We start from the raw sequence: 20,453 nt of genomic DNA, 5'->3' as shown, positions 1-20,453 counted from the left end.
CGGGTCCCTTCCTGTGGGGGCGAATTCATTCGCTGAGCAGGCCCCAGGCCTGCCAATGCAATTCCCTCATGGGGCCGCTGCGCGTCCCTTAGCGAATGAATTCGCCCCCACAAGAGCCGGTGTCTGCCACCAGCCGCGGCAGTGTACCCGCTCCCGATAGTTTAGAAATCCTTGAAGTAATTATTTGCCGCCAGCGATTTGTTCGTGATGGCACTGTCACCAGAATCCGCCAACTACCTACAACCACAACAACCGTGAGGCCACCCCGTGGACAAAAAACTCCATCAGCCCCTGGGCGGCAATGAGATGCCCCGTTTCGGCGGTATCGCCACCATGATGCGTCTGCCGCACATCCAATCCCCTGAAGAACTCAATGCCCTGGATGCCGCCTTCGTCGGCGTTCCGCTGGACATCGGCACCTCCCTGCGTTCCGGTACCCGCTTCGGCCCGCGCCAGATCCGCGCCGAATCGGTAATGATCCGCCCGTACAACATGGCGACCGGCGCTGCCCCCTTCGATTCGCTGAACGTGGCCGACATCGGCGACGTGGCCATCAACACCTTCAACCTGCTGGAAGCCGTGCGCATCATCGAGCAGGAATACGACCGCATCCTCGGCCACGGCATCGTCCCGCTGACCCTGGGCGGCGACCACACCATCACCCTGCCGATCCTGCGTGCCATCAACAAGGTGCACGGCAAGGTGGGCCTGGTGCACATCGACGCCCACGCCGACGTCAACGACAACATGTTCGGCGAGAAGATCGCCCACGGCACCACCTTCCGCCGCGCCGTGGAAGAAGGCCTGCTGGATTGCGACCGCGTCGTGCAGATCGGCCTGCGCGCCCAGGGCTACACCGCCGAAGACTTCAACTGGAGCCGCAAGCAGGGCTTCCGCGTGGTGCAGGCCGAAGAGTGCTGGCACAAGTCGCTGGCTCCGCTGATGGCCGAAGTCCGCGAGAAAGTCGGCGGCGGCCCGGTTTACCTCTCCTTCGACATCGACGGCATCGACCCGGCCTGGGCGCCCGGTACCGGCACCCCGGAAATCGGCGGCCTGACCACCATCCAGGCGATGGAAATCATCCGTGGCTGCCAGGGCCTGGACGTCATCGGCTGCGACCTGGTCGAGGTCTCCCCGCCTTACGACACCACCGGCAACACCTCGCTGCTGGGCGCCAACCTGCTCTACGAAATGCTCTGCGTCCTGCCGGGCGTTGAGCGCCGTTGAGTCCGGACATGAGCGAGCAACAAGTCCTGGAGGCCGCCAGCACGCTGGTGGCCGCCTTCGCCGCAAACGATACCGAAGCCTACTTCGCTGCCTTCAGTGCAGACGCCAGCTTCGTCTTCCACACCTGCGATAAGCCACTGCCTACCCGCGCGGCCTATCGCGAGCTGTGGGAAAGCTGGCAGCGCGATGGTTTCGAGGTGCTGGCGTGCCAATCCCTCAACCCCGTGGTGTGCCTGCAGGGCGACGTGGCGATTTTCTACCACGACGTCGCTACTCGCCTGCGCATCCAGGGTGAAGAAATAGAAAGCCGCGAGCGGGAAACCATTGTTTTCCGTCGGCAACAAGAAGAAGGCCACTGGTTGGCCTGTCACGAGCACTTGTCGGCCATGCCGGCGCATCTGCCGCCGACCTGACAAGGCTCCCTGGGAGAGTAAGAAATGCATAACAACAACAACGATCACGCAGTCACCCGAATAGAGACACACGGTGTCGAGCAGATTCCCGATCACGAACGGGATGCCGGCCCCCTGGACCTGTTCCGCCTGATCTTCGGCGGTGCAAACACCTTCGCCACCGCCGTACTCGGCAGCTTCCCTGTGCTGTTCGGCCTGTCTTTCGAGGCCGGCTTCTGGGCCATCCTGCTGGGCGTGCTGGTCGGTTCGCTGATCCTCGCCCCGATGGGCGTGTTCGGTGCGCTGAACGGCACCAACAACGCGGTGTCCTCCGGCGCCCACTTCGGCGTGCATGGTCGTATCGTTGGCTCCTTCCTCTCCCTGCTCACTGCCATCGCGTTCTTCTCGCTGTCGGTCTGGAGCTCCGGTGACGCCCTGGTGGGCGGCGCCAAGCGCCTGTTCGACCTGCCGGAAACCGACCTGACCCTCGGCCTGGCCTACGGCCTGTTCGCCGTGCTGGTGCTGGTGGTGTGCATCTACGGCTTCCGCTTCATGCTGCTGGTGAACAAGGTCGCCGTGTGGGCCGCCAGCGTCATGTTCCTGCTCGGCGTTGCCGCCTTCGTCGGTCCCTTCGATGCCGGCTACGCAGGTTCCGTGAACCTCGGCCAGGAAGGTTTCTGGGCCGCCTTCATCGGTGCCGCCCTGCTGGCCATGAGCAACCCGGTGTCCTTCGGTGCCTTCCTCGGCGACTGGTCGCGCTACATCCCGCGCCAGACCTCCAAGCAGCGCATCATGCTGGCCGTGATCGCCGCGCAGTTCGCCACCCTGATTCCCTTCCTGTTCGGCCTGGTCACCGCGACCATCGTTGCCGTGCAGGCACCGGACTACATCGCCCAGAACAACTACGTCGGCGGCCTGCTGGCCGTATCCCCGGCCTGGTTCTTCCTGCCGGTGTGCCTGATTGCAGTGATCGGCGGCATGTCCACCGGCACCACTTCGCTCTACGGCACTGGCCTCGACATGTCTTCGGTCTTCCCGCGTCTGCTCAACCGTGTGCAGGCCACCGTGATGATCGGCGTACTGTCCATCGGCTTCATCTTCATCGGCCGCTTCGCTTTCAACCTGGTGCAGAGCGTGTCCACCTTCGCCGTGCTGATCATCACCTGCACCAGCCCCTGGATGGTGATCATGATTCTCGGCCTGATCATCCGCCGCGGCTTCTACTGCCCGGACGACCTGCAGGTCTTCACCCGTGGCCAGTCCGGCGGCCGCTACTGGTTCACCAACGGCTGGAACTGGCGCGGCATGGGCGCCTGGATCCCGAGCGCCGTGGTGGGCCTATGCTTTGTGAACCTCCCGGGCCAGTTCGTCGGCCCGCTTGGCGAGCTGGCCGGTGGCATCGATATCAGCCTGCCGGCCACTCTGGGCACGGCCGCCCTGCTGTACCTGGTACTGCTGGCGATCTTCCCGGAACCGGCCGCCGTCTACGGTCCCACAGGTCCGCGTTGGGTCCCCTCGGGCAAGACCTCCCAAGCGTCCGCTCAGGTTTTGCCTGAAGCCGCGTAACAACGAAGAAACAGCTCCACCTTTTTTGCGACTGCCTAACAACAACAACCACTGCAAAACGCCTTGAAGGAGTTACACGATGACCAATCGTCCGCTGAAACTGTTTGCCCTCGCCGGTCTCTTCGCCGCCACCCTCAGCGGTGGCGCGATGGCCGCTGACGGCAAACCTTCGTTCGTGAGTTCGGGAAGCTTCCAGGTCTGTTCCGATCCGACCTTCCCGCCGCTGGAGTTCTTCGAGAAAACCGGTGACCGCGAGCCCAGCGGCTTCGACGCGGACCTGATCCGCGCGCTGGCCAAGCACTGGGGCGTCAAACCGCGCTTCATCGTCACCGAGTTCACCGGCCTGCTGCCGGGCCTGGATGCCAAGCGTTGCGACGCCGTCATCAGCGGCACCCTGATCACCCCGGAACGCGTCCAGAAGTTGAACGCCGTGCCTTACCTGGCCAGCGCCACCATCGTCTTCGGCAGCGGCAAGGGCGATATCAAGCTGAACAGCCTGGACGACCTGTCCGGCAAGGTGGTGGCCGTTCAATCCGGCACCCGCTACGTGACCATCATGGAAAAGCTCAACGCCGACCTGAAGGCCGCTGGCAAGACCCCGGCCGTGCTGCAGACCTACCCGAAAGGCAGTGACGTCGCCCAGCAAGTGCTGGTCGGCCGCGCCGCCGCCGGCCTGTCGCAGGACACCGAGCTGGCCTACCGCGAGCTGCAGACCCCGGGCCAGTTCAAGACCCTCTACGCCTTCCCCGAGAAGGACATCTTCGGCGCCTACATGCGTCCGAACCCGGAAGACAAGCAGGCCGTCCAGGACGCCGTGTCTGCTCTGAAGGCCGATGGAACCCTCAAGGCCATCGCCGAGAAATGGAAGCTCGATCCAGCCAACCTGGAAACCGCCGCGCAGTAAGCACGGCCAACCGCCCGCCCCTCTCTCGCTTGCGGGAGAGGGTGCAACGGCACGCTTTCATTCACGCAGGACACGTACATGAACTTCGATGTGACTGTCTTCTTTGACGCCCTGACGTCCTGGCACTTTTTCCGCGGTGCCTGCATCACCCTGATCCTGGCGCTGGTGTCCCACTCGGTGGGTATCCTCATTTCCATTCCTTGCGCCCTGGCCCTGGACGGTCCGCCGAGCGTCTGGCGCAGCTCCCTGCGCGGGGTTCTCAGCGTCTTCCGTGGCGCGCCGACCCTGCTGCAACTGCTGTTCGTGTGGAACGCCCTGCCGCAGTTCTTCCCGGTGTTCCGTGAAGAGTGGTTCACCCCCTTCATCGCGGCCTGGATCGCCCTGTCGCTCAACGAAGCCGCCTACCAGGTGGAGATCAACCGCGCCGCGCTGAAGGCCGTCGACAAGGGCCAGTACGCCGCGGGCCACGCCCTGGGCCTGTCGCGCTGGCACACCTTCCGCTACGTCATCATGCCCCAGGCCGCGCGCATCGCCGTGCCGCCAACGGCCAACGAATTCATCACCCTGCTGAAGATCACCTCGCTGGCGTCGGTCATCTCCCTGCAGGAACTGATGGCAGTCACCTCGCAGACGGTCTCCACCACCTTCCAGTTCTCCGAGTACTACGCCGTCGCCCTCGTCTACTACCTCGTCATGGTCTACACCCTGACCTGGATGCAAAGCGGCCTCGAACGACGCCTCTCCTGGGATGCCCAGGGCGGTGCCAGCAGCAAATCCGTCGGCCTGGTGCAACGCACCCTGGCTCGTATGCGCCGTATCTGAGGAGTCCGCCATGAACGAAATCATTCGCCTGCAGAACGTCGGCAAGCACTACGAGGATTTCCAGGTACTGCAGGGCATCAACCTGTCGGTACGCCAAGGCGAGAAGATCGTCATCTGCGGCCCGTCGGGCTCTGGCAAGTCGACCCTGATCCGCTGCATCAACCGCCTCAATCCCCATGACAGTGGCACCATCACCGTCGAAGACCAGGACATCTCCACCAAGTCCGGTAGCGACCACGTGCGCCGCGAAGTCGGCATGGTGTTCCAGAACTTCAACCTGTTCCCGCACATGACGGTGCTGGAGAACTGCACCCTGGCACCGATGAAAGTGCGCGGCATGGGCCGCAAGCAGGCCGAGGAGCTCGCCCTGCGTTACCTGAACCGGGTGCACATCGGCTCCCAGGCGCACAAGAAGCCCGGCCAGCTTTCCGGCGGCCAGCAGCAGCGCGTAGCCATTGCTCGTGCCCTGTGCATGAACCCCAAGGTGATGCTCTTCGACGAGCCCACCTCGGCGCTGGACCCGGAAATGGTCGGCGAAGTACTCGAAGTGATGACTGAGCTGGCCCAGGACGGCATGACCATGCTCTGCGTGACCCACGAAATGGGCTTCGCCCGCAAGGTGGCCGACCGCGTGGTGTTCATGGACGCAGGCCAGATCGTGGAAACCGCGACGCCGAACGAGTTCTTCGACAACCCGCAGCATCCGCGAACCCGCGCATTCCTCTCGCAGATCCGTCACTGATGAACGCACAGAACGAAGCCATCCTGCGTCGTGACCTGGCGGCCGCCTACCGGCTGGCCGCCCTATTCGGCTGGGATGACACCCTCTACACCCACTTCTCGGTGCGCCTGCCGGGCGTGGAGCCGCGCTTCCTGATCAACCCGTTCGGGCTGATGTTCGAGGAAATCCGCGCCAGCGACCTGATAGTGGTGGACATGCACGGCCGTGTGGTCGAAGGCAACGCCGACTACAACATCGCCGGCTTCACCATTCACAGCGCGGTGCACATGGCCCGCGCCGATGCCCACTGCGTGATCCACACCCATACCCTCGCGGGTATGGCGGTGGCCGCCTCGGACAACGGCCTGGCCCAGCTCAACCAGATCAGCGCCGAGTTCCATCAGCGCGTCGGCTACCACACCTATGAAGGCATCGCCCTGGACCTGGGTGAGCGCGAGCGCCTCGTGGACTCCCTCGGCGACAACATCGCCCTGATGCTGCGCCACCACGGGCTGCTCAGCGTCGGTGCCAGCGTCGCCGATGCCTTCTACGTCATGTACTACCTGAACAAGGCGTGCGAGATACAAGTCGCCGCCTCGTCGCTGCGCGGCATCCGTGAGATGCCAAACGAACTCAGCGTGCATGCCTGCGAACAGTTCCAGGCCTGCGAATGGCAGCGCCAGCTGGTCTGGGAAGCCTGGCTGAGAAAGCTCGAAAGGGAATGCCCCGAATACAAGGACTAGGACGAATTCAAGAGGCGCAGTGTGAAGCGTTGCGCGCCTTGCAACACCTGTCGCGGCCTCCAAGTCGTGGCAACAACAATAGATAGAGAGACCTGAAATGGCTTTGGATATTTTCGTAGTACTGATCTATGCCGCTGGCATGCTGCTGCTGGGCTGGTACGGCATGCGCCGCGCCAAGTCCCATGAGGAATTCCTGGTCGCCGGCCGTAACCTGGGCCCGGCCTTCTACATGGGCACCATGGCCGCCACCGTTCTCGGTGGTGCGTCCACCGTCGGCACCGTGCGCCTGGGCTACGTCCATGGCATTTCCGGTTTCTGGCTCTGCGCCGCCCTGGGCGCGGGCATCATCGTGCTGAACCTGTTCCTGGCCAAGCCCCTGCTGAAGCTGCGCATCTTCACCGTTACGCAGATCCTCGAGCGTCGCTACAACCCGATGGCCCGCCAGGCCAGCGCGGTGATCATGTTCGCCTACGCGCTGATGATCGGTGTGGTCTCCACCCTGGCCATCGGCACCGTCATGGAAGTGCTGTTCGGCCTGCCGTTCTGGATCTCGGTCCTGCTCGGCGGCGGCGTGGTAGTGGTCTACTCCACCATCGGTGGCATGTGGTCCCTGACCCTGACCGACATCGTGCAGTTCATCATCAAGACCGTCGGCCTGATGTTCCTGCTGCTGCCGATCTGCCTGTACCGCGTGGGCGGCTGGGACGAACTGGTGGCCAAGCTGCCGGAAACCGCCTTCAACTTCACCACCATCGGTTATGACACGATCATCACCTACTTCCTGATCTACTTCTTCGGCATCCTCATCGGCCAGGACATCTGGCAGCGCGTGTTCACCGCGCGCAGCGAAGGCGTGGCCAAGTACGCCGGCACCGTCGCCGGTGTCTACTGCGTGATCTACGGCCTGGTCGGCGCCCTGATCGGCATGTGCGCCAAGGTGCTGCTGCCTGACCTCGACAACGTCAACAACGCCTTCGCCGCCATCGTCCAGGCCTCGTTGCCGGACGGCATCCGTGGTCTGGTGATCGCCGCTGCCCTGGCCGCGATGATGTCCACCGCCAGCGCCGGCCTGCTCGCCGCCTCCACCACCATCACCGAAGACCTGCTGCCCAAGCTGCGTGGCGGCAAGGAATCCAGCCTCGGCATGACCCGCCTGTTCACCCTGCTCACCGGCATCGCCGTGTTGGTCATCGCGCTCATCGTCAACGACGTGCTCGGCGCCCTGACCCTGGCCTACAACCTGCTGGTGGGCGGCATGCTGATCCCGCTGCTGGGCGCCATCTACTGGAAGCGCGCCACCACCGCCGGCGCCATCGCCAGCATGTTCCTGGGCTGCGTCACCGCCCTGGTGTTCATGTTCACCGACGGCCTGGAAGCCAACACCCCGATCTACTACAGCCTGGCCGTGGGCCTGGTGAGCTTCGTGGTGGTCAGCCTGCTGTCCCGTCGTTCGGAAACTGCCGGCGAACTGGCCTGACATGCACTGCCGCCTCTCCCCGGAGGCGGCATTTTCCCGCCCCGGTTCGGCATTGCCGACCGGGGCTTTTTTTATTCCACGCAGGCCCTGCCCTTCGTGGGGGCGAATTCATTCGCTAAGGGCGACGCAGTCGCCCCCTGACAAACTGCCGGGCAAACCTTCGGTCTGCTTAGCGAATGAATTCGCCCCCACAGGTGCCATCCTGCTGGGCTATCAGCGCCAATACCTTGCACGGAGCACCCCATGAAAATCGTCAGCCGCGACCAGTGGTTCGAAGTCGAACACCGCTACGACGGCATCAGCCTGATCAGCGAACCCTTCGTGCGGCCTTTCTACCGTTGCAACATCTGGCATATCCAGGGTCGCGACCGTGACCTGCTGGTGGACTCCGGCTCTGGCGTGGTCAGCCTGCGCGAACAACTGCCCTGGCTCACCCAGCGGCCTTTGCTGGCGGTGGCCAGCCACACGCATTTCGACCACATCGCCGGCCACCACGAGTTTCCCGAGCGGCTGGTTCACCCGGCGGAAGCGGACATCCTGGCCACCCCCACCGGGGCCAATACCCTGGCGACGGACTATGTCGGTGATGAGATGTTCGAAGCGCACCCGGACTGCCCGCTGTGCTACGCCGAGTACCAGGTGAAGGCAGCACCGGCTACGCGGCTGATCGATGAGGGCGATGTGCTGGACCTGGGTGATCGGGTCCTGGAGGTGCTGCATACCCCCGGTCATTCACCGGGCGGCATCAGCCTGTGGGAAGCGAAGACGCAAACGCTGTTCAGCGGCGATATCGTCTATGACGGTCCGCTGATCGATAACGCCTACCACTCGAACTTGGAGGATTACGCGAAAAGCCTCACACGGCTGCGCGACCTTCCGGTGCGCACCGTGCATGGCGGTCATTTCCCCAGTTTCTCCGGTGAGCGCCTGCGCCAACTGGCAGACAGCTGGCTCAAGTCTCACGCGTAAACGGGTTACCTTTTCTGGCGGCGCTGCTCGGCGAGACGGCGCTGCTCTGCACTACGGACCGGGATGGGTTGCAGGCGCGGTGCCTCGATCAGGCCCAGCGCGACACCCAATTGCCACATCCACGCATCTAGCCGCTTCTTCATGTTTGACCCCCTTTCCTGGGAAGTTGGTCGGGTGGCCCTTGCTTCTTGGACCACCCTCGTCTGGAGCTTAGTTGCTCCCGGCAAGATCCAAAATACGCCCACCCGGAAATTTCCTACTGATCTGAATCAAACCGCTGAACGGTATCCAGGAAACATCCTACTGGAGAAAAAGTTCGAGATATCCGCGACTTCAGTGCAATTGCCGATGGGAATCGCTTCCCGCATTTAGGCCTGGCACCCACGGCGGATCGGTGAAACGCGATTTTCCCTACGCCTCCTGACGACTGCCCTGTTGCAGATCGATCCAGGCGCGCAGGTTGGCCCCGAGCATGCCCTTGCGCCACATCAGCCAGGTGGTCGCGCGGTCGAACGGCGCGCCCAGTTCATGCACCCGTACCTCTTCCCGGCCGGGCAGGCTGTTCAACATCGAACGCGGCACCAGGGCGATGCCGCCACCAGCAATCACGCAGGCCAGCATGCTGTGGTAGGACTCGATTTCCATGGGCGGCGACATCGGCACCCGTGAAGCCACGAACCAGCCCTCCAACCGTCGCCGGTAGGAACAGCTCTGGCGAAACGCGTAGACCTCCAGGCCCGCTACATCCTCGGCCGAGCGCACCGGACCGTGGCTGGCCTCGGTGATCAGCACCATTTCTTCCTCGAACATTGGCAGCCCGTCCAGCTCGGCGAACTCCACCGGGCCGTCCACCAGGGCGGCATCCAGGCGCCCGCCCAACAGGCCGTCCAGCAGCTCACCACTGGGCGCGGTCTGCACCTGCAGGTTCACCGACGGCCAGGTGCGGTGGTAACGCACCAGCATGGGCGGCAGGTGGATGGCGGCGGTGCTGAACATGGAGCCGATAACGAAATCCCCAGCCGGCTCGCCGCCGCGCAAGGCCGCCTCGGCTTCCGCCTGCAGGGCGAACATGCGTTCGGCGTAGCCCAGCAACACCTTGCCCGCCGGGGACAGGGTCAGGCGCTGCCGTTCACGCAGGAAAAGCTCCACCCCCAGGTTCTCTTCCAGTTGCTTGAGACGCGTGGAGAGATTGGACGGCACCCGGTGCAGACGGGACGCGGCGCGGGTAATGGAGCCCTCCTCGGCCACGGCCTGGAAGATGCGGAGCTGGCTGAGTTCCATGAATTCACCATTCAACAAAAGAGAACAACTGCGTTCTGTTTTATTCGTTTTTCATGAACAACACCAGTACCTAGGATGGAATACCGATGACCTGCTCCGGAGTCCTCCCCATGTCCCCGCTGATCCGACTGCTTGCCTGCTTCACGGCCCTGTTGGTGGCCATGGGGGTCGGCCGCTTCGCTCTCACGCCGCAACTTCCGCACCTGATCGCCGAAGGCCAGGTGAGCCTGACCGGTGCTGGCCTGGTGGCGGCGGCCAACTACCTGGGCTACCTGGTCGGCGCGTTGGATGCTTTCCGCGCCAGCTCGCCGCGCCAAGCGCGGCTGCGCCTGATCCTGGGCCTCTGGGCCACGGTCCTGCTGACGCTGGTTTCGGTGCCGGTCGAAGGCTTCTGGCCCCATGCATTGCTGCGCTTCGGCCTGGGCGTGACCAGCGCCTGGGTGCTGGTGGTGGTCACGGGCCTCAGCCAGCGCATCGCCGCCGAAGCCAATCGGCCGCGCCTGGGCAGCCTGGTGTTCGCCGGCCCCGCCTTCGGGGTCATGCTGACCGGGCTCCTGGCCCTTCAACTGAACCTGCAAGGCCAGGGTTCCGCCGCCATCTGGCTCGCCTTCGGCGGCCTCGCCCTGGTGCTCACCCTGATCGTCCAGCCGCTGCTGCCGCATCCTCAGCCGGCCACCACGGTGACCGAGCAACCCGCACGGCAACCACCTCGCGCACCGTATGCGCTGCTCGGGTCCTATGGCCTGGTGGGCCTGGGCTACATCATTCCCGCCACCTTCCTGTCGCAGATGGCCGCCGCGCGTTTCCATGGCCAATGGCAGGCGGACTTGTTCTGGCCCGCCTTCGGCCTGGCGGCTGCGCTCGGTGTGTGGCTGGTCAGCCTGCGTCGTCAGCGACCGGGGGGCACCCGTCGCTGGCTGGTGGTCGCGCTCTGGTTGCAGGCGGCTGGCACCCTCGCCTGCGCCCTGCCGGGGATGACCGGATTGGTCCTGGGGGTAATCCTCAGCGGCGGTCCCTTCCTCGCCGGGATGCAACTGGTGATGCAGTATGCCCGCGAACTGGACCCGCATGGCCACGCCCGCAATGTCGGCCTGCTGACGGCCGCCTTCGCCCTCGGGCAACTGGCCGGGCCGCTGCTGGCGGCTGCCAGCAGCTATTTCAGCGGCGATCTGCAACCGGCGCTCTACGTAGCAGGCGCGGGATTGATGCTGGCGGGAGGATTGATGATAGGGACTCGGGATCGGAAATCTGTGGGGGCGAATTCATTCGCTAAGCAGGCCTAAGGCCTGCCCCATTGAGGTTGAGGGGCTGCTACGCAGCCCTTCGCGAATGAATTCGCCCCTACAAAGAGCACACCCGGCGTCAGGTCCCGGTCTTGATCTTGGTCCAGGTGCGGGTACGGATGCGCTCAAGCTTCGGCGGCAGCATCTCCACCGAGAACAGCTTGGCCTGCACCTCCGCCGGCGGGTAGACGTTGGGGTTGTCGCGCAGCTCCGCGGAGATCAGCGCGTCTGCCGCCTGGTTGGGGTTGGCGTAGGCGACATGGTCAGAGATCGGCGCCACCACTTCCGGGCGCAGCAGGTAGTTGAGGAAGGCATGGGCCTGCTCGACGTTCTTCGCGTCCTTCGGAATCGCCAGCACATCGAACCAGGCTGCGGTGCCTTCCTTGGGAATGCGGTACTCCACCTTCACCCCATTGCCGGCTTCCTTCGCGCGAGCGGCCGCCTGCATGGCGCCGCCGGACCAGGCGAGCGCCACGCAGACCTCGCCATTGGCCAGGTCAGTGACGAATTTCGAGGAACTGAAGTAGGTGATGTTAGGCCGCAGTTTCGCCAGGTGCTCCTCGGCCTTCCGGTAGTCATCCGGATTGTGGCTGTTGGGTGGCAGGCCCAGGTAGTGCAGCACTTCCGGGATCACCTCGGTGGGCGCGTCGAGGAAGGCCACGCCGCATTGCTTCAACTTCGACAGGTTGTCCGGGTTGAAGATCAGCTCCCAGGAATCCACCGGCGCATTTTCACCCAGCACCGCCTTCACCTTGTCGACGTTGTAGGCGATGCCGTTGGTGCCCCACATGTAGGGCATCACGTACTGGTTGCCCGGGTCCTTGGCGGCCAGGACCTTGAGCAGCGCCGGATTGAGGTTCTTCCAGTTCGGCAGCTTGCTCTTGTCCAGCGGCTGGAACACGCCCGCCTTCATGTAGTTGGGCAGGAAGCCATCGCTGGGCACCACCAGGTCGTAGCCGGAATGGCCGGAAAGCAGCTTGGCCTCCAGCACTTCGTTGCTGTCGTAGACGTCGTATTGGGGCTTTATTCCGCTGTCGGCCTGGAAATCCTTCAGGGTGTTCGGGCCGATGTAGTCGAACCAGTTGTAGATGCGTACCTCAGGCTCGGCGACAGCATTCAGCGACGCGCCCAGCAGAGCCCCCGCCAGAACGATGCGGGCCTTCATCGGGCGGCCCCTTCGTAGCCTTGCAGCACGTTCACCGCGTTCACGCCAATGGCCTCCACCGCGTAGCCACCTTCCATGATGAACAGGGTGGGCAGGCCCAGTGCGGCGATGCGCTGGCCCATGCGGATGTAGTCCGGCGAATCCAGCTTGAACTTGGAAATCGGGTCGTCCTTGTAGGTGTCCACGCCGAGAGAGATCACCAGCGCGTCCGGCGCGTAGGCGGCGATCTTGCGGCAGGCATCGTCGAGGGCCGCGGACCAGCCATCCCAACCGGTGCCGTGGGGCAGCGGATAGTTGTGGTTGAAGCCGGCGCCATCTCCCTCACCGCGCTCGTCGGCATGGCCCAGGTAGTAGGGATATTCCACCAGCGGGTCGCCATGGATCGAGGCGAAGAGCACATCGGCGCGGTCGTAGAACAGCTCCTGGGTGCCGTTGCCGTGGTGGTAGTCGACGTCGAGGATGGCCACGCGCTTCGCGCCCTGGTCGAGGAAGGCCTGGGTGACGATGGCAGCGTTGTTGAAGAAGCAGTAGCCGCCCATGAAGTCGCTACCGGCGTGATGTCCCGGCGGACGGCAGAGGGCGAAGGCGGTATTGGCACCCTGGCGGATGTGGTCCTGGGCGGTCAACGCCACCTGGGCGGAGCTGTACACCGCCTGCCAGGTGCCGGCGGTGATCGGCGCTTCGGTGTCGAAGCAGTAATGACCGAGCTGGCCATGCAGCGCGGTCGGAATGGGGCCGTCGCGACGCAGGCGGCGCGCCGGGAAAGTGCTGGGGAGCATGTCGCAGCTATGGCCTTCAGCGGCCCAACGATCCCAGGCACCCTTGAGGAACGCCACATAGGCGGCGTCATGCACCCGCAGGACCGGCTCCAGTCCGAAGTCCTTCGGCTCGATCACCTCACCGATTTCCTGCTGGCGAACCCGCGCCAGCACGGTGTCCGCACGGCTGGGCATTTCGAAACAGGGCTGGAGCTTGCCATCGACCAGTTCCGACTGGCCGAAATGGAGACGGTGATCGTCGCTGTAGACGGTCAACATGGAGGGCACCTCATCCGGGTCTTGTTATTGATGGAGGGATTCTGTGGGCAATCGGGGGTGTTTGCGCAGTGGCAAGGACGGCCAATAGGGGATTGATATGGCCAATATGAATGGCCAGTAACCCCTTCCATGTCGCTGCACCTCGCCAACCCCGTAGGTTGTGGCTGAGCTATGCGAAGCCCAACATCCTAGCCCGCCGGTGACTCCGCTGTTGGGCTTCGCTGCGCTCTTCCCAACCTACGAGTAATGGCTGGTCCGCTTTGCCCCCACAGGTTTTCAGCGGCGATTATCTACCCCCGGAAATGACTCGGCGGCTGCCCGCTCCAGCGCTGGAAGGCATGGCGCAGGCTGGCGGTTTCGCTGAAGCCAAGTTCTTCGGCGATGCGGTAGATGGGCATGTCGCCTTGCTGAAGCATTTCCTTGGCGCGGGTGAAGCGCAGTTCGTCCAGCAGTTGCTGGTAGCTCGTCTGCTGCTGGGCGAGGTGGCGGCGCAGGCTGCGGGACGAGCAGTTCATCTGCCGTGCCAGCTCTTCCAGTCCCGGCGGGTCTTGCAGGCGTGCGGCGAGGAAGCCGCGCACCCGCTCCAGCCAGGCACGACGGGCAGCGAACTCGACGTTCTGACGGCGGCACTGTTCGAGCATTTCCTTGTGCGTCACCGGATCGGCGAGCGGCAGGCGACGGGCCAGCCAGGCGGCATCGAAGCCCATGGCACTGCGGCTGGCGCCAAAGCTCACCGGGCATCCGAATCCCCGCGCATAGGGCCGCGCCATGCCGCTGCCGGAGGGATAGTCCACCTGCACCGAGTGCAACGGCAGGGGCTGGCCCAGCAGGTCAGCAAAGGTGACCTTGAGCGAGCCCAGGCAGACTTCGGTGTTGAATGCCCGCAGGGATTCATCCTCGCTGTAACCGCAGGCGCTGAGCCAGGCGGTGTCACCGTCCTGCTCCAGGGCCAGGCGGAAATAAGTACCCAGCAGCACCGGGTAACTGAGGCCGACGCGCAATGCTTCGCCGAAGGTCGGTGCGGAAAGCATCGCGTAGCCGAGCAGGCCATAGGCGGAGATACGCGTGCGCAGACCGAGGGTCAGGCCCAGGGCGGGACGCGGCAGCAGGCGCACGGCGTTGGCGTAGACCTGTTGCTCCTGCTCGGGGTTGATCAGGCGCTGCAACTCGAGCAGGTCCTGCTCGCTGATGCCGCTGCCGGCCAGGACATCCGCGGTTCCGATGCCCTCCTCCTGCAGCAGTGCGGCGGTGAGTGCCGACATGTGCAGGGAGTTGAGCCAGGTGGCGCGGGAGAAGGTGTGCTCGACCATGATCCCTACTGTATGGCCTCGGTGAGTTCGCGTTCCTGCCGCCGGTAGGGGAAGACGTCGATCACCTTGCCGGAGCGGATCGCCACCTGCAGCGTCTTCCAGTACTCGGCGTCATAGAGGTCGCCATGGAGCTTGGCGAACAGGCGGCGCTGGCCCATATCGGCGAAGAGGAAGCGCGGGAATTCCTCGGGGAACACGTCGTTCGGCGCCACGGAATACCAGGGCTCGGCGGACATCTCATCCTCCGGATAGCGCGGCGGCGGAATGATGCGGAAGTTCACTTCGGTGAGGAAGCAGATCTCGTCGTAGTCATAAAACACCACGCGGCCGTGGCGGGTGACGCCGAAGTTCTTCAGCAGCATGTCGCCGGGGAAGATGTTCGCCGCCGCCAGTTGCTTGATGGCCAGTCCGTAGTCGTAGAGCGCCTCGTGCACCTGGGCGTCGCTGGCGCTTTCCAGGTAGATGTTCAGCGGGGTCATGCGGCGCTCGGTCCAGCAGTGGCGGATCAGCACCACATCGCCCTCCAGCGCCACGGTGGACGACGCCACCTCCAGCAGTTCCGCCAGGCACTCCGGCTCGAACTTGGATTTGGGGAAGCGGAAGTCGGCGAACTCCTGGGTATCGGCCATGCGCCCTACCCGGTCGACGTTCTTCACCAGGCGGTACTTCTCGATCACGGTGTTGCGGTCCACCGTCTTCGCGTGGGCGAAGCGGTCCTTGATGATCTTGAACACGGTGTTGAAGCCCGGCAGCGTGAACACACTCATCACCATGCCGCGCACGCCGGGCGCCATGATGAAGCGGTCGTCGGTGTTGGCCAGGTGGTTGATCAGCGCGCGGTAGAACTCCGACTTGCCGTGCTTGTAGAAACCGATGGAGGTGTACAGCTCGGCGATGTGCTTGCCCGGCAGGATGCGCTTGAGGAAGCCGACGAACTCGGCCGGCACGGCGACATCCACCATGAAGTAGGAACGAGTGAAGGAGAAGATGATCGACACTTCCGCTTCGTCGGTGATCATGGCGTCGGCCTGGATGCCACGCCCTTCGCGGTGCAGCAGCGGGATCACCAGCGGCCATTGTTCGTCGCGGGTGTAGATGCGGCCAACCAGGTAGGCGCCCTTGTTGCGGAACAGCGGGGACGCGAAGAGTTCGATGCACAGCTCCGGGTCCTTGCACACCCAGTCCGGCAGGTTTTCGCGCAGCTGGGCTTCGAGGCGCTCGAGGTCGCCGGGGCGGTCGTCGTAATGCACGTCGAAACGGAAGTCGTCGAGTATCGCCGAGAGCGCCGCATGCAGGCGGCCTGCGGGGCGATAGCTGCGGGTCTGCGGCGCGCGCTCGTGGACACGCAGCGACGGCCGGGTGGTGTGGATGAACATGCAGCCGTCGCTGATCAGGTCGTGACTGAACAGGCTGCAGAAGATCGAGTTGTACCAGGTCTCGGACAGCTCATCGTCGAAGCGCACATCGATCAGGCCGATGTAGGCGCTCTTCACCAGGGGCCAGAGCTGTACATCCAGCAGCTCGTCCATTGCATAAGCCGTACGCAGCCGTGCGCTGGTTTCACCGACCTTCACTTCGTAGAGGGCGATCCGCTCGGCCGCCGCAAGCTGCGTGGCCTGCCACTGGGCCTCCTCGAAGCGGGCACGGGCGCCATCGGTGATCTGGCGGAAATGCTCACGGTAATCATCGAAGCCCTCGAGGATCAGTCGGGCGATGCCTTCGGCCGGCCATTGCTGCGCCATGGAATTGTTCTCGGCTGCGGTCACGGGAAAGTCGAGCTTATCCAGAGGATTGAGGGAAAAAAAGCGCTGGGTGGCCACTTCGGTTGGGGGGCGATGCCCTGTGGGGGCGAATTCATTCGCTAAGCAGGCCGAAGGCCTGCCCTTGGACTCTCCTAGGGGCAGCTTCGCTGCCCTTAGCGATTGAAATCGCCCCCACAAGTGTGGAACCACGCAGTCAGGCAATCCCCTTCTCCCGCAGGCAGGCCTCCAGCATTTCGATGAATACCCGCACCTTGCGGGTGCGGCGGCGATGGGCCAGATAGAGCACATGGACCCAAGGGCCAAAGGCATCGGGCTCCAACTCGTAGTCGGCCATCACCCGCACCACTTGTCCGCTGGCCAGGTAGGGCGCCGCACTCCATTGCGGCATCACCTGCAAGCCGTGGCCAGCCAGCAGGCAGGTGAGCAGGAAGTCGTAGTTGTCGCTGGCCATTCTTGGCACGGGCTGCGGCAAGCGTATGCGCTCGCCATCGCGCCGCAGCCACCAGAAGTGCCGGTTGAGCAACGGATGCTGGAAGATCAGCCAGTCGTGCTGCAGGTAGTTTTCCAGGGTCACCGTCCCGCCTTTGCGTTCCAGGTAATCAGGGCTGGCGCACAGGTAGATACGGTTTTCCGTCAGCGGCCGGGCGATCAGCCCGGGCAGGTCAGTCGGTCCGTCGCGCAGGGCCAGGTCATAGCCGCCATCGATCAGGTCGACGAAGGCGTCGTTGAGGTCCACCTCCAGGCGCACCTGCGGGTGTTCGCTCATGAAGCGGCAGCACACCTCGCTCAGGAACGCCGGCCCGAAAGACGGCGGCGCGGTGAGGCGCAGACTGCCACGCAACTCGTCCTGCAACTGATCCACTTCTTCACCCGCCAGTTGCAGTTGCATCAGGGCCTGCCGGGCACCTTCCAGGTAGATGTGGCCGGCCTCGGTCAGCGCCATGCGACGGGTGGTGCGTTCGAACAGGCGCACGCCCAGCTCGGCCTCCAGATGCCCCACCGCCTTGGTCAGCGCGGAGGGTGTCTTGCCGATTTGCTCGGCGGCACGACTGAAGCTGCCGTACTCGGCGGTGGCGACGAACATGTTGAGCGCGCTGAGCTTGTCCATTGATCTGTTCCGGATCGGCACAAAAGTTGTGCGAGAACATAGCATTCTGCCGCTTCATCGGCTTGGTTAGGCTCACCGGCAGACCAACAAGAACCGGAAATTGCCTGATGAAAACCTTCGCCCCTACCCTCCTGGCCGTCGCGCTGGCTTGTTCCTCGATGGAAAGCTTCGCGGCCGTCGATCTCATCCTGCACAACGCCAAGATCTACACCGCCGAACCCGGCCAGGCCCTGCAACAGGCCGTGGCCGTGGAAGACGGCAAGGTGCGCGCCGTGGGCAGCAATGCCGAAGTCCTGCGCCTGAAGGCGTCCGGCACCCAGGTGGTCGACCTCGGTGGCAAGGTGCTGATGCCAGGCTTTATCGACTCCCACTCCCACGCCATCTTCGGCGGCCTGGAGTTGGACTCCGCCTCCATGGGCGGCCAGTTGATCCCCGTGACTGAACTGGAGCAGCGTTTGCGTCAGTGGCGTGACAACGGCAAGGCGCTGCATGGCGATGCGCTCAGCGTCAGCGGCATGCCTTCGGCGGCCTGGGGCCAGGTAGCCGAGATGGAACAACGCTTCAACCAGGGCGAATGGGCTGAGGTGCCCATCTTCTTCCTCGGCTGGGATCACCACACCGGCTGGGCCAACCAGGCCATGCTCAAGCGCGCCGGTATCGATGCAGCCAGGGTGAAGGGCCTGAAGGGCGAAGCACAGGCCACCATTGGTCACCATCCCGATGGCCGACCCAATGGTTTCCTCGCCGATGCCGGGCTCGACCCGGTGATGGCGCAGCTCCCACCAGCCTCGGCCGAGCAACTGCTGAAGGCCGCTCGCTCGGCACTGCGTTACAACCTCAGCCTCGGCATCACCGCGTGGATGGACCCGGCCGCCAACGCGGCACCGGGCGAGCCGCTGTTCGACTTCAAACCCACCGCCCAGACCCTGGGCGTGTTGCCGGCGTACAAGGCACTGGCCGAGAAAGGTGAGCTGACCGCCCACGTCGCCGCCCTGCTGGTGGCCAACCCGAAGAGCACGCCGGCCGACCTGGACACCCTCGACCAGGTACGTCAGCAATTCCAGGGCCTGCCCAACCTCACCCTGCCCGGCATCAAGGTCTTCGCCGATGGGGTAGCCGAAGTTCCGGCACAGACTGCGGCGATGCTCGATCCCTACAAGAATTCGAACAAGCGTGGCGAGCTGCTGATCGACCCGGCGCACTTCGGTGAACTGGTCAGCGCGGCCGACGCCCGCGGCTGGCTGGTGCATGTCCATGCCATCGGCGACCGCGCGGTGCGCGAATCCCTGAATGGCATCGAGCAGGCGCGAAAGGACCGTCAGAGCGGCATCGCCCATTCGGTCACCCATCTGCAGATGGTCAACCCGAAGGAATTCGCCCGCTTCAAGCCGCTCGGTGTGATCGCGTCCATGCAGCTCTACTGGGCCAGCGCCGATGAGGTCAGCATCGACCTGGTGCAGCCCTACATCAACGCCATGGCCTTCCAGTACCAGTACCCGGCCCGCTCGCTGCTGAAGAACGGCGCCACTATCTCCGGCGCCAGCGACTGGCCGGTGACCACGCCCGAACCCTGGAAGGCGATCTACCAGGCCGTCAGCCGCAAGGGTCCGAAAGGCGTGCTGAACGCCGCCGAGGAAATCGACCGGGAAACCATGTTCCAGGCCTACACCCTCAACTCCGCCCGCACCATTGGCCTCGACAAGCAGATCGGTTCGCTCGCGCCCGGCAAGCAGGCCGACTTGATCCTCCTCGACCGCGACGTGTTCCAGGTCGAGCCCGAAGCCCTGCGCGACACCCAGGTGCTGAAAACCTGGTTCGCTGGCCGCGAAGTCTTCAACGCCGCGCTCTAAACACAAGAAAGACCCTGCTTCGCACTCATCCCCCGCCAATTGGCGGGGGCTGGCGAAGCCTTGCCTGCATCTGCCCGAACAATCACAACAACGGGAAACCCTCGATGAAACGCTTCACCCTCCTTGCGCTCGCCCTGGCTCCACTCGCCTGCCAGGCCATTGAACTGAACGACGATTTTTCCTTGCAGGTCGACCTGGCGCTGGTCAGCGACTACCGCACCCGGGGCATCTCCCAGACCCAGAACGACCCGGCGGCCCAGGCCAGCGCCACCCTGCTCCACAGCAGCGGCCTGTACGCCGGGGTGTGGACCTCGAATGTGGACTTCGGCTTCGGTCTCAAGACCCGCCAGGAAGTGGATTACTACGCGGGCTGGTACTGGCAGGCCACCGATGAGGTGAACCTGGACCTCGGCTACATCAAGTACAGCTATCCGAAGGAAGGCCAGTTCAACCAGAGCGAGGCCTACGCGATCCTCGGCGCTTACGGCTTCAAGCTCGGCGCCCAATACTCCAATGATGCGAAGAACCTGATCGGCGAGAAACAGGACACTCTCTACAGCTACATCAGCTACGAGAACACCCTGCCCCTGGATGTGGGCCTGAAGCTGCGTTACGGACGCAACGACTTCAAGGACCCGCTGTTCTGGTCCGCCCGCGGCGAGAGCTCCGACGCCTATCACGAGTGGGAAGCCAAGCTGACCCGCGACTTCGTTGGCGTCACCTGGGGCATCGCCTACATCGACACCGACCTGTCCGAATCCGAATGCGCCAGCTACTACGGTTTCACCGATGTGTGCAGTTCGACCTGTTATCGTCGAACATAAATGTATGGCCA

19 protein-coding genes are annotated in these 20,453 nt (G+C 64.1%); 12 read left to right on the top strand and 7 right to left on the bottom strand.

Annotated elements, in window-relative coordinates; translation table 11 throughout:
- The first annotated feature begins 267 nt into the window (after window positions 1-267).
- From speB to E8E95_RS03065, 9 genes are all read left to right on the top strand, one after another.
- Window positions 268-1,227 carry an agmatinase gene (gene speB / locus E8E95_RS03105; protein WP_280348025.1) on the top strand — a complete coding sequence of 320 codons (960 nt, stop codon included), beginning with the start codon at window positions 268-270 and terminating at the stop codon, window positions 1,225-1,227.
- Window positions 1,228-1,235: 8 nt separating this feature from the next.
- Entirely contained in the window at window positions 1,236-1,640 is a 405-nt protein-coding gene (locus E8E95_RS03100; RefSeq protein WP_280348023.1) for a nuclear transport factor 2 family protein, read from the top strand.
- A 24-nt stretch (window positions 1,641-1,664) separates the two neighbouring features.
- Complete coding sequence (locus E8E95_RS03095; RefSeq protein ID WP_280348021.1) at window positions 1,665-3,185, top strand: cytosine permease; 1,521 nt, start codon at window positions 1,665-1,667, stop codon at window positions 3,183-3,185.
- Between the two features lie 79 nt (window positions 3,186-3,264).
- Window positions 3,265-4,089, top strand: a complete 825-nt coding sequence (locus E8E95_RS03090) for a transporter substrate-binding domain-containing protein (protein WP_280348019.1) — start codon at window positions 3,265-3,267, stop codon at window positions 4,087-4,089.
- A gap of 78 nt (window positions 4,090-4,167) precedes the next feature.
- The gene (locus tag E8E95_RS03085; protein WP_077524055.1) at window positions 4,168-4,911 is read left to right on the top strand and encodes an amino acid ABC transporter permease; all 744 of its coding nucleotides are present in this window, start codon (window positions 4,168-4,170) and stop codon (window positions 4,909-4,911) included.
- A gap of 10 nt (window positions 4,912-4,921) precedes the next feature.
- Window positions 4,922-5,653 carry an amino acid ABC transporter ATP-binding protein gene (locus E8E95_RS03080; protein ID WP_280348016.1) on the top strand — a complete coding sequence of 244 codons (732 nt, stop codon included), beginning with the start codon at window positions 4,922-4,924 and terminating at the stop codon, window positions 5,651-5,653.
- Window positions 5,653-6,375: a class II aldolase/adducin family protein gene (locus E8E95_RS03075; RefSeq protein WP_077524057.1), complete on the top strand. Its 723-nt coding sequence runs from the start codon at window positions 5,653-5,655 to the stop codon at window positions 6,373-6,375. The genes E8E95_RS03080 and E8E95_RS03075 overlap by 1 nt, the downstream gene beginning before the upstream one ends.
- 97 nt (window positions 6,376-6,472) lie before the next feature.
- The gene (locus E8E95_RS03070) at window positions 6,473-7,852 is read left to right on the top strand and encodes a sodium:solute symporter (RefSeq protein ID WP_077524058.1); all 1,380 of its coding nucleotides are present in this window, start codon (window positions 6,473-6,475) and stop codon (window positions 7,850-7,852) included.
- Between the two features lie 243 nt (window positions 7,853-8,095).
- On the top strand, window positions 8,096-8,821 hold the full coding sequence (locus E8E95_RS03065; RefSeq protein WP_280348012.1) for an MBL fold metallo-hydrolase: 726 nt from the start codon (window positions 8,096-8,098) through the stop codon (window positions 8,819-8,821).
- Between the two features lie 5 nt (window positions 8,822-8,826).
- On the opposite strand, the gene E8E95_RS03060 is transcribed toward E8E95_RS03065, so the two are convergent.
- Entirely contained in the window at window positions 8,827-8,964 is a 138-nt protein-coding gene (locus E8E95_RS03060; protein ID WP_280348010.1) for a PA1414 family protein, read from the bottom strand.
- A gap of 268 nt (window positions 8,965-9,232) precedes the next feature.
- Window positions 9,233-10,102 carry a LysR family transcriptional regulator gene (locus E8E95_RS03055; protein ID WP_280348008.1) on the bottom strand — a complete coding sequence of 290 codons (870 nt, stop codon included), beginning with the start codon at window positions 10,100-10,102 and terminating at the stop codon, window positions 9,233-9,235.
- 110 nt (window positions 10,103-10,212) lie between these two features.
- On the opposite strand from E8E95_RS03055, the gene E8E95_RS03050 reads away from it, so the two are divergent.
- On the top strand, window positions 10,213-11,385 hold the full coding sequence (locus E8E95_RS03050; protein ID WP_280348006.1) for an MFS transporter: 1,173 nt from the start codon (window positions 10,213-10,215) through the stop codon (window positions 11,383-11,385).
- Between the two features lie 79 nt (window positions 11,386-11,464).
- Here E8E95_RS03050 and E8E95_RS03045 read toward each other — a convergent pair whose 3' ends face one another.
- The 5 genes from E8E95_RS03045 to E8E95_RS03025 form a co-directional block, all read right to left on the bottom strand.
- Window positions 11,465-12,550: an extracellular solute-binding protein gene (locus tag E8E95_RS03045; RefSeq protein WP_280348004.1), complete on the bottom strand. Its 1,086-nt coding sequence runs from the start codon at window positions 12,548-12,550 to the stop codon at window positions 11,465-11,467.
- Window positions 12,547-13,587 carry a histone deacetylase family protein gene (locus E8E95_RS03040; protein ID WP_280348002.1) on the bottom strand — a complete coding sequence of 347 codons (1,041 nt, stop codon included), beginning with the start codon at window positions 13,585-13,587 and terminating at the stop codon, window positions 12,547-12,549. The genes E8E95_RS03045 and E8E95_RS03040 overlap by 4 nt, the downstream gene beginning before the upstream one ends.
- A 290-nt stretch (window positions 13,588-13,877) precedes the next feature.
- Window positions 13,878-14,897: an AraC family transcriptional regulator gene (locus E8E95_RS03035; RefSeq protein WP_280348000.1), complete on the bottom strand. Its 1,020-nt coding sequence runs from the start codon at window positions 14,895-14,897 to the stop codon at window positions 13,878-13,880.
- Window positions 14,898-14,902: 5 nt separating this feature from the next.
- Entirely contained in the window at window positions 14,903-16,639 is a 1,737-nt protein-coding gene (aceK, locus tag E8E95_RS03030; RefSeq protein ID WP_280347998.1) for a bifunctional isocitrate dehydrogenase kinase/phosphatase, read from the bottom strand.
- 214 nt (window positions 16,640-16,853) lie between these two features.
- The gene (locus tag E8E95_RS03025; protein WP_280347996.1) at window positions 16,854-17,768 is read right to left on the bottom strand and encodes a LysR family transcriptional regulator; all 915 of its coding nucleotides are present in this window, start codon (window positions 17,766-17,768) and stop codon (window positions 16,854-16,856) included.
- A gap of 107 nt (window positions 17,769-17,875) precedes the next feature.
- Between E8E95_RS03025 and E8E95_RS03020 the strand changes: the two genes are divergently transcribed.
- Both E8E95_RS03020 and E8E95_RS03015 read left to right on the top strand, forming a co-directional pair.
- Complete coding sequence (locus tag E8E95_RS03020; protein ID WP_280347994.1) at window positions 17,876-19,618, top strand: amidohydrolase; 1,743 nt, start codon at window positions 17,876-17,878, stop codon at window positions 19,616-19,618.
- Between the two features lie 104 nt (window positions 19,619-19,722).
- Complete coding sequence (locus tag E8E95_RS03015; RefSeq protein ID WP_280347992.1) at window positions 19,723-20,442, top strand: TorF family putative porin; 720 nt, start codon at window positions 19,723-19,725, stop codon at window positions 20,440-20,442.
- Window positions 20,443-20,453 lie beyond the last annotated feature (11 nt).

Origin of the sequence: Pseudomonas sp. BN414 (genome assembly GCF_029871275.1) — a bacterium.
GTDB lineage: Bacteria > Pseudomonadota > Gammaproteobacteria > Pseudomonadales > Pseudomonadaceae > Metapseudomonas > Metapseudomonas resinovorans_C.
Note: the sequence above shows the minus strand (reverse complement) of the source record. Positions and strands in the feature narration are given on the sequence as shown.

Excerpts from the sequence above, each read along its gene's own strand:
- aceK (WP_280347998.1), bottom strand. The coding sequence starts at position 16,639 with ATGGCGCAGCAATGGCCGGCCGAAGGCATCGCCCGACTGATCCTCGAG.
- E8E95_RS03095 (WP_280348021.1), top strand. The coding sequence starts at position 1,665 with ATGCATAACAACAACAACGATCACGCAGTCACCCGAATAGAGACACAC.
- E8E95_RS03100 (WP_280348023.1), top strand. The coding sequence starts at position 1,236 with ATGAGCGAGCAACAAGTCCTGGAGGCCGCCAGCACGCTGGTGGCCGCC.
- E8E95_RS03015 (WP_280347992.1), top strand. The coding sequence starts at position 19,723 with ATGAAACGCTTCACCCTCCTTGCGCTCGCCCTGGCTCCACTCGCCTGC.
- E8E95_RS03055 (WP_280348008.1), bottom strand. The coding sequence starts at position 10,102 with ATGGAACTCAGCCAGCTCCGCATCTTCCAGGCCGTGGCCGAGGAGGGC.
- E8E95_RS03090 (WP_280348019.1), top strand. The coding sequence starts at position 3,265 with ATGACCAATCGTCCGCTGAAACTGTTTGCCCTCGCCGGTCTCTTCGCC.
- E8E95_RS03020 (WP_280347994.1), top strand. The coding sequence starts at position 17,876 with ATGAAAACCTTCGCCCCTACCCTCCTGGCCGTCGCGCTGGCTTGTTCC.
- E8E95_RS03045 (WP_280348004.1), bottom strand. The coding sequence starts at position 12,550 with ATGAAGGCCCGCATCGTTCTGGCGGGGGCTCTGCTGGGCGCGTCGCTG.
- E8E95_RS03035 (WP_280348000.1), bottom strand. The coding sequence starts at position 14,897 with ATGGTCGAGCACACCTTCTCCCGCGCCACCTGGCTCAACTCCCTGCAC.
- E8E95_RS03070 (WP_077524058.1), top strand. The coding sequence starts at position 6,473 with ATGGCTTTGGATATTTTCGTAGTACTGATCTATGCCGCTGGCATGCTG.
- E8E95_RS03080 (WP_280348016.1), top strand. The coding sequence starts at position 4,922 with ATGAACGAAATCATTCGCCTGCAGAACGTCGGCAAGCACTACGAGGAT.
- E8E95_RS03075 (WP_077524057.1), top strand. The coding sequence starts at position 5,653 with ATGAACGCACAGAACGAAGCCATCCTGCGTCGTGACCTGGCGGCCGCC.
- E8E95_RS03025 (WP_280347996.1), bottom strand. The coding sequence starts at position 17,768 with ATGGACAAGCTCAGCGCGCTCAACATGTTCGTCGCCACCGCCGAGTAC.
- E8E95_RS03065 (WP_280348012.1), top strand. The coding sequence starts at position 8,096 with ATGAAAATCGTCAGCCGCGACCAGTGGTTCGAAGTCGAACACCGCTAC.
- E8E95_RS03040 (WP_280348002.1), bottom strand. The coding sequence starts at position 13,587 with ATGTTGACCGTCTACAGCGACGATCACCGTCTCCATTTCGGCCAGTCG.
- E8E95_RS03050 (WP_280348006.1), top strand. The coding sequence starts at position 10,213 with ATGTCCCCGCTGATCCGACTGCTTGCCTGCTTCACGGCCCTGTTGGTG.
- E8E95_RS03060 (WP_280348010.1), bottom strand. The coding sequence starts at position 8,964 with ATGAAGAAGCGGCTAGATGCGTGGATGTGGCAATTGGGTGTCGCGCTG.
- E8E95_RS03085 (WP_077524055.1), top strand. The coding sequence starts at position 4,168 with ATGAACTTCGATGTGACTGTCTTCTTTGACGCCCTGACGTCCTGGCAC.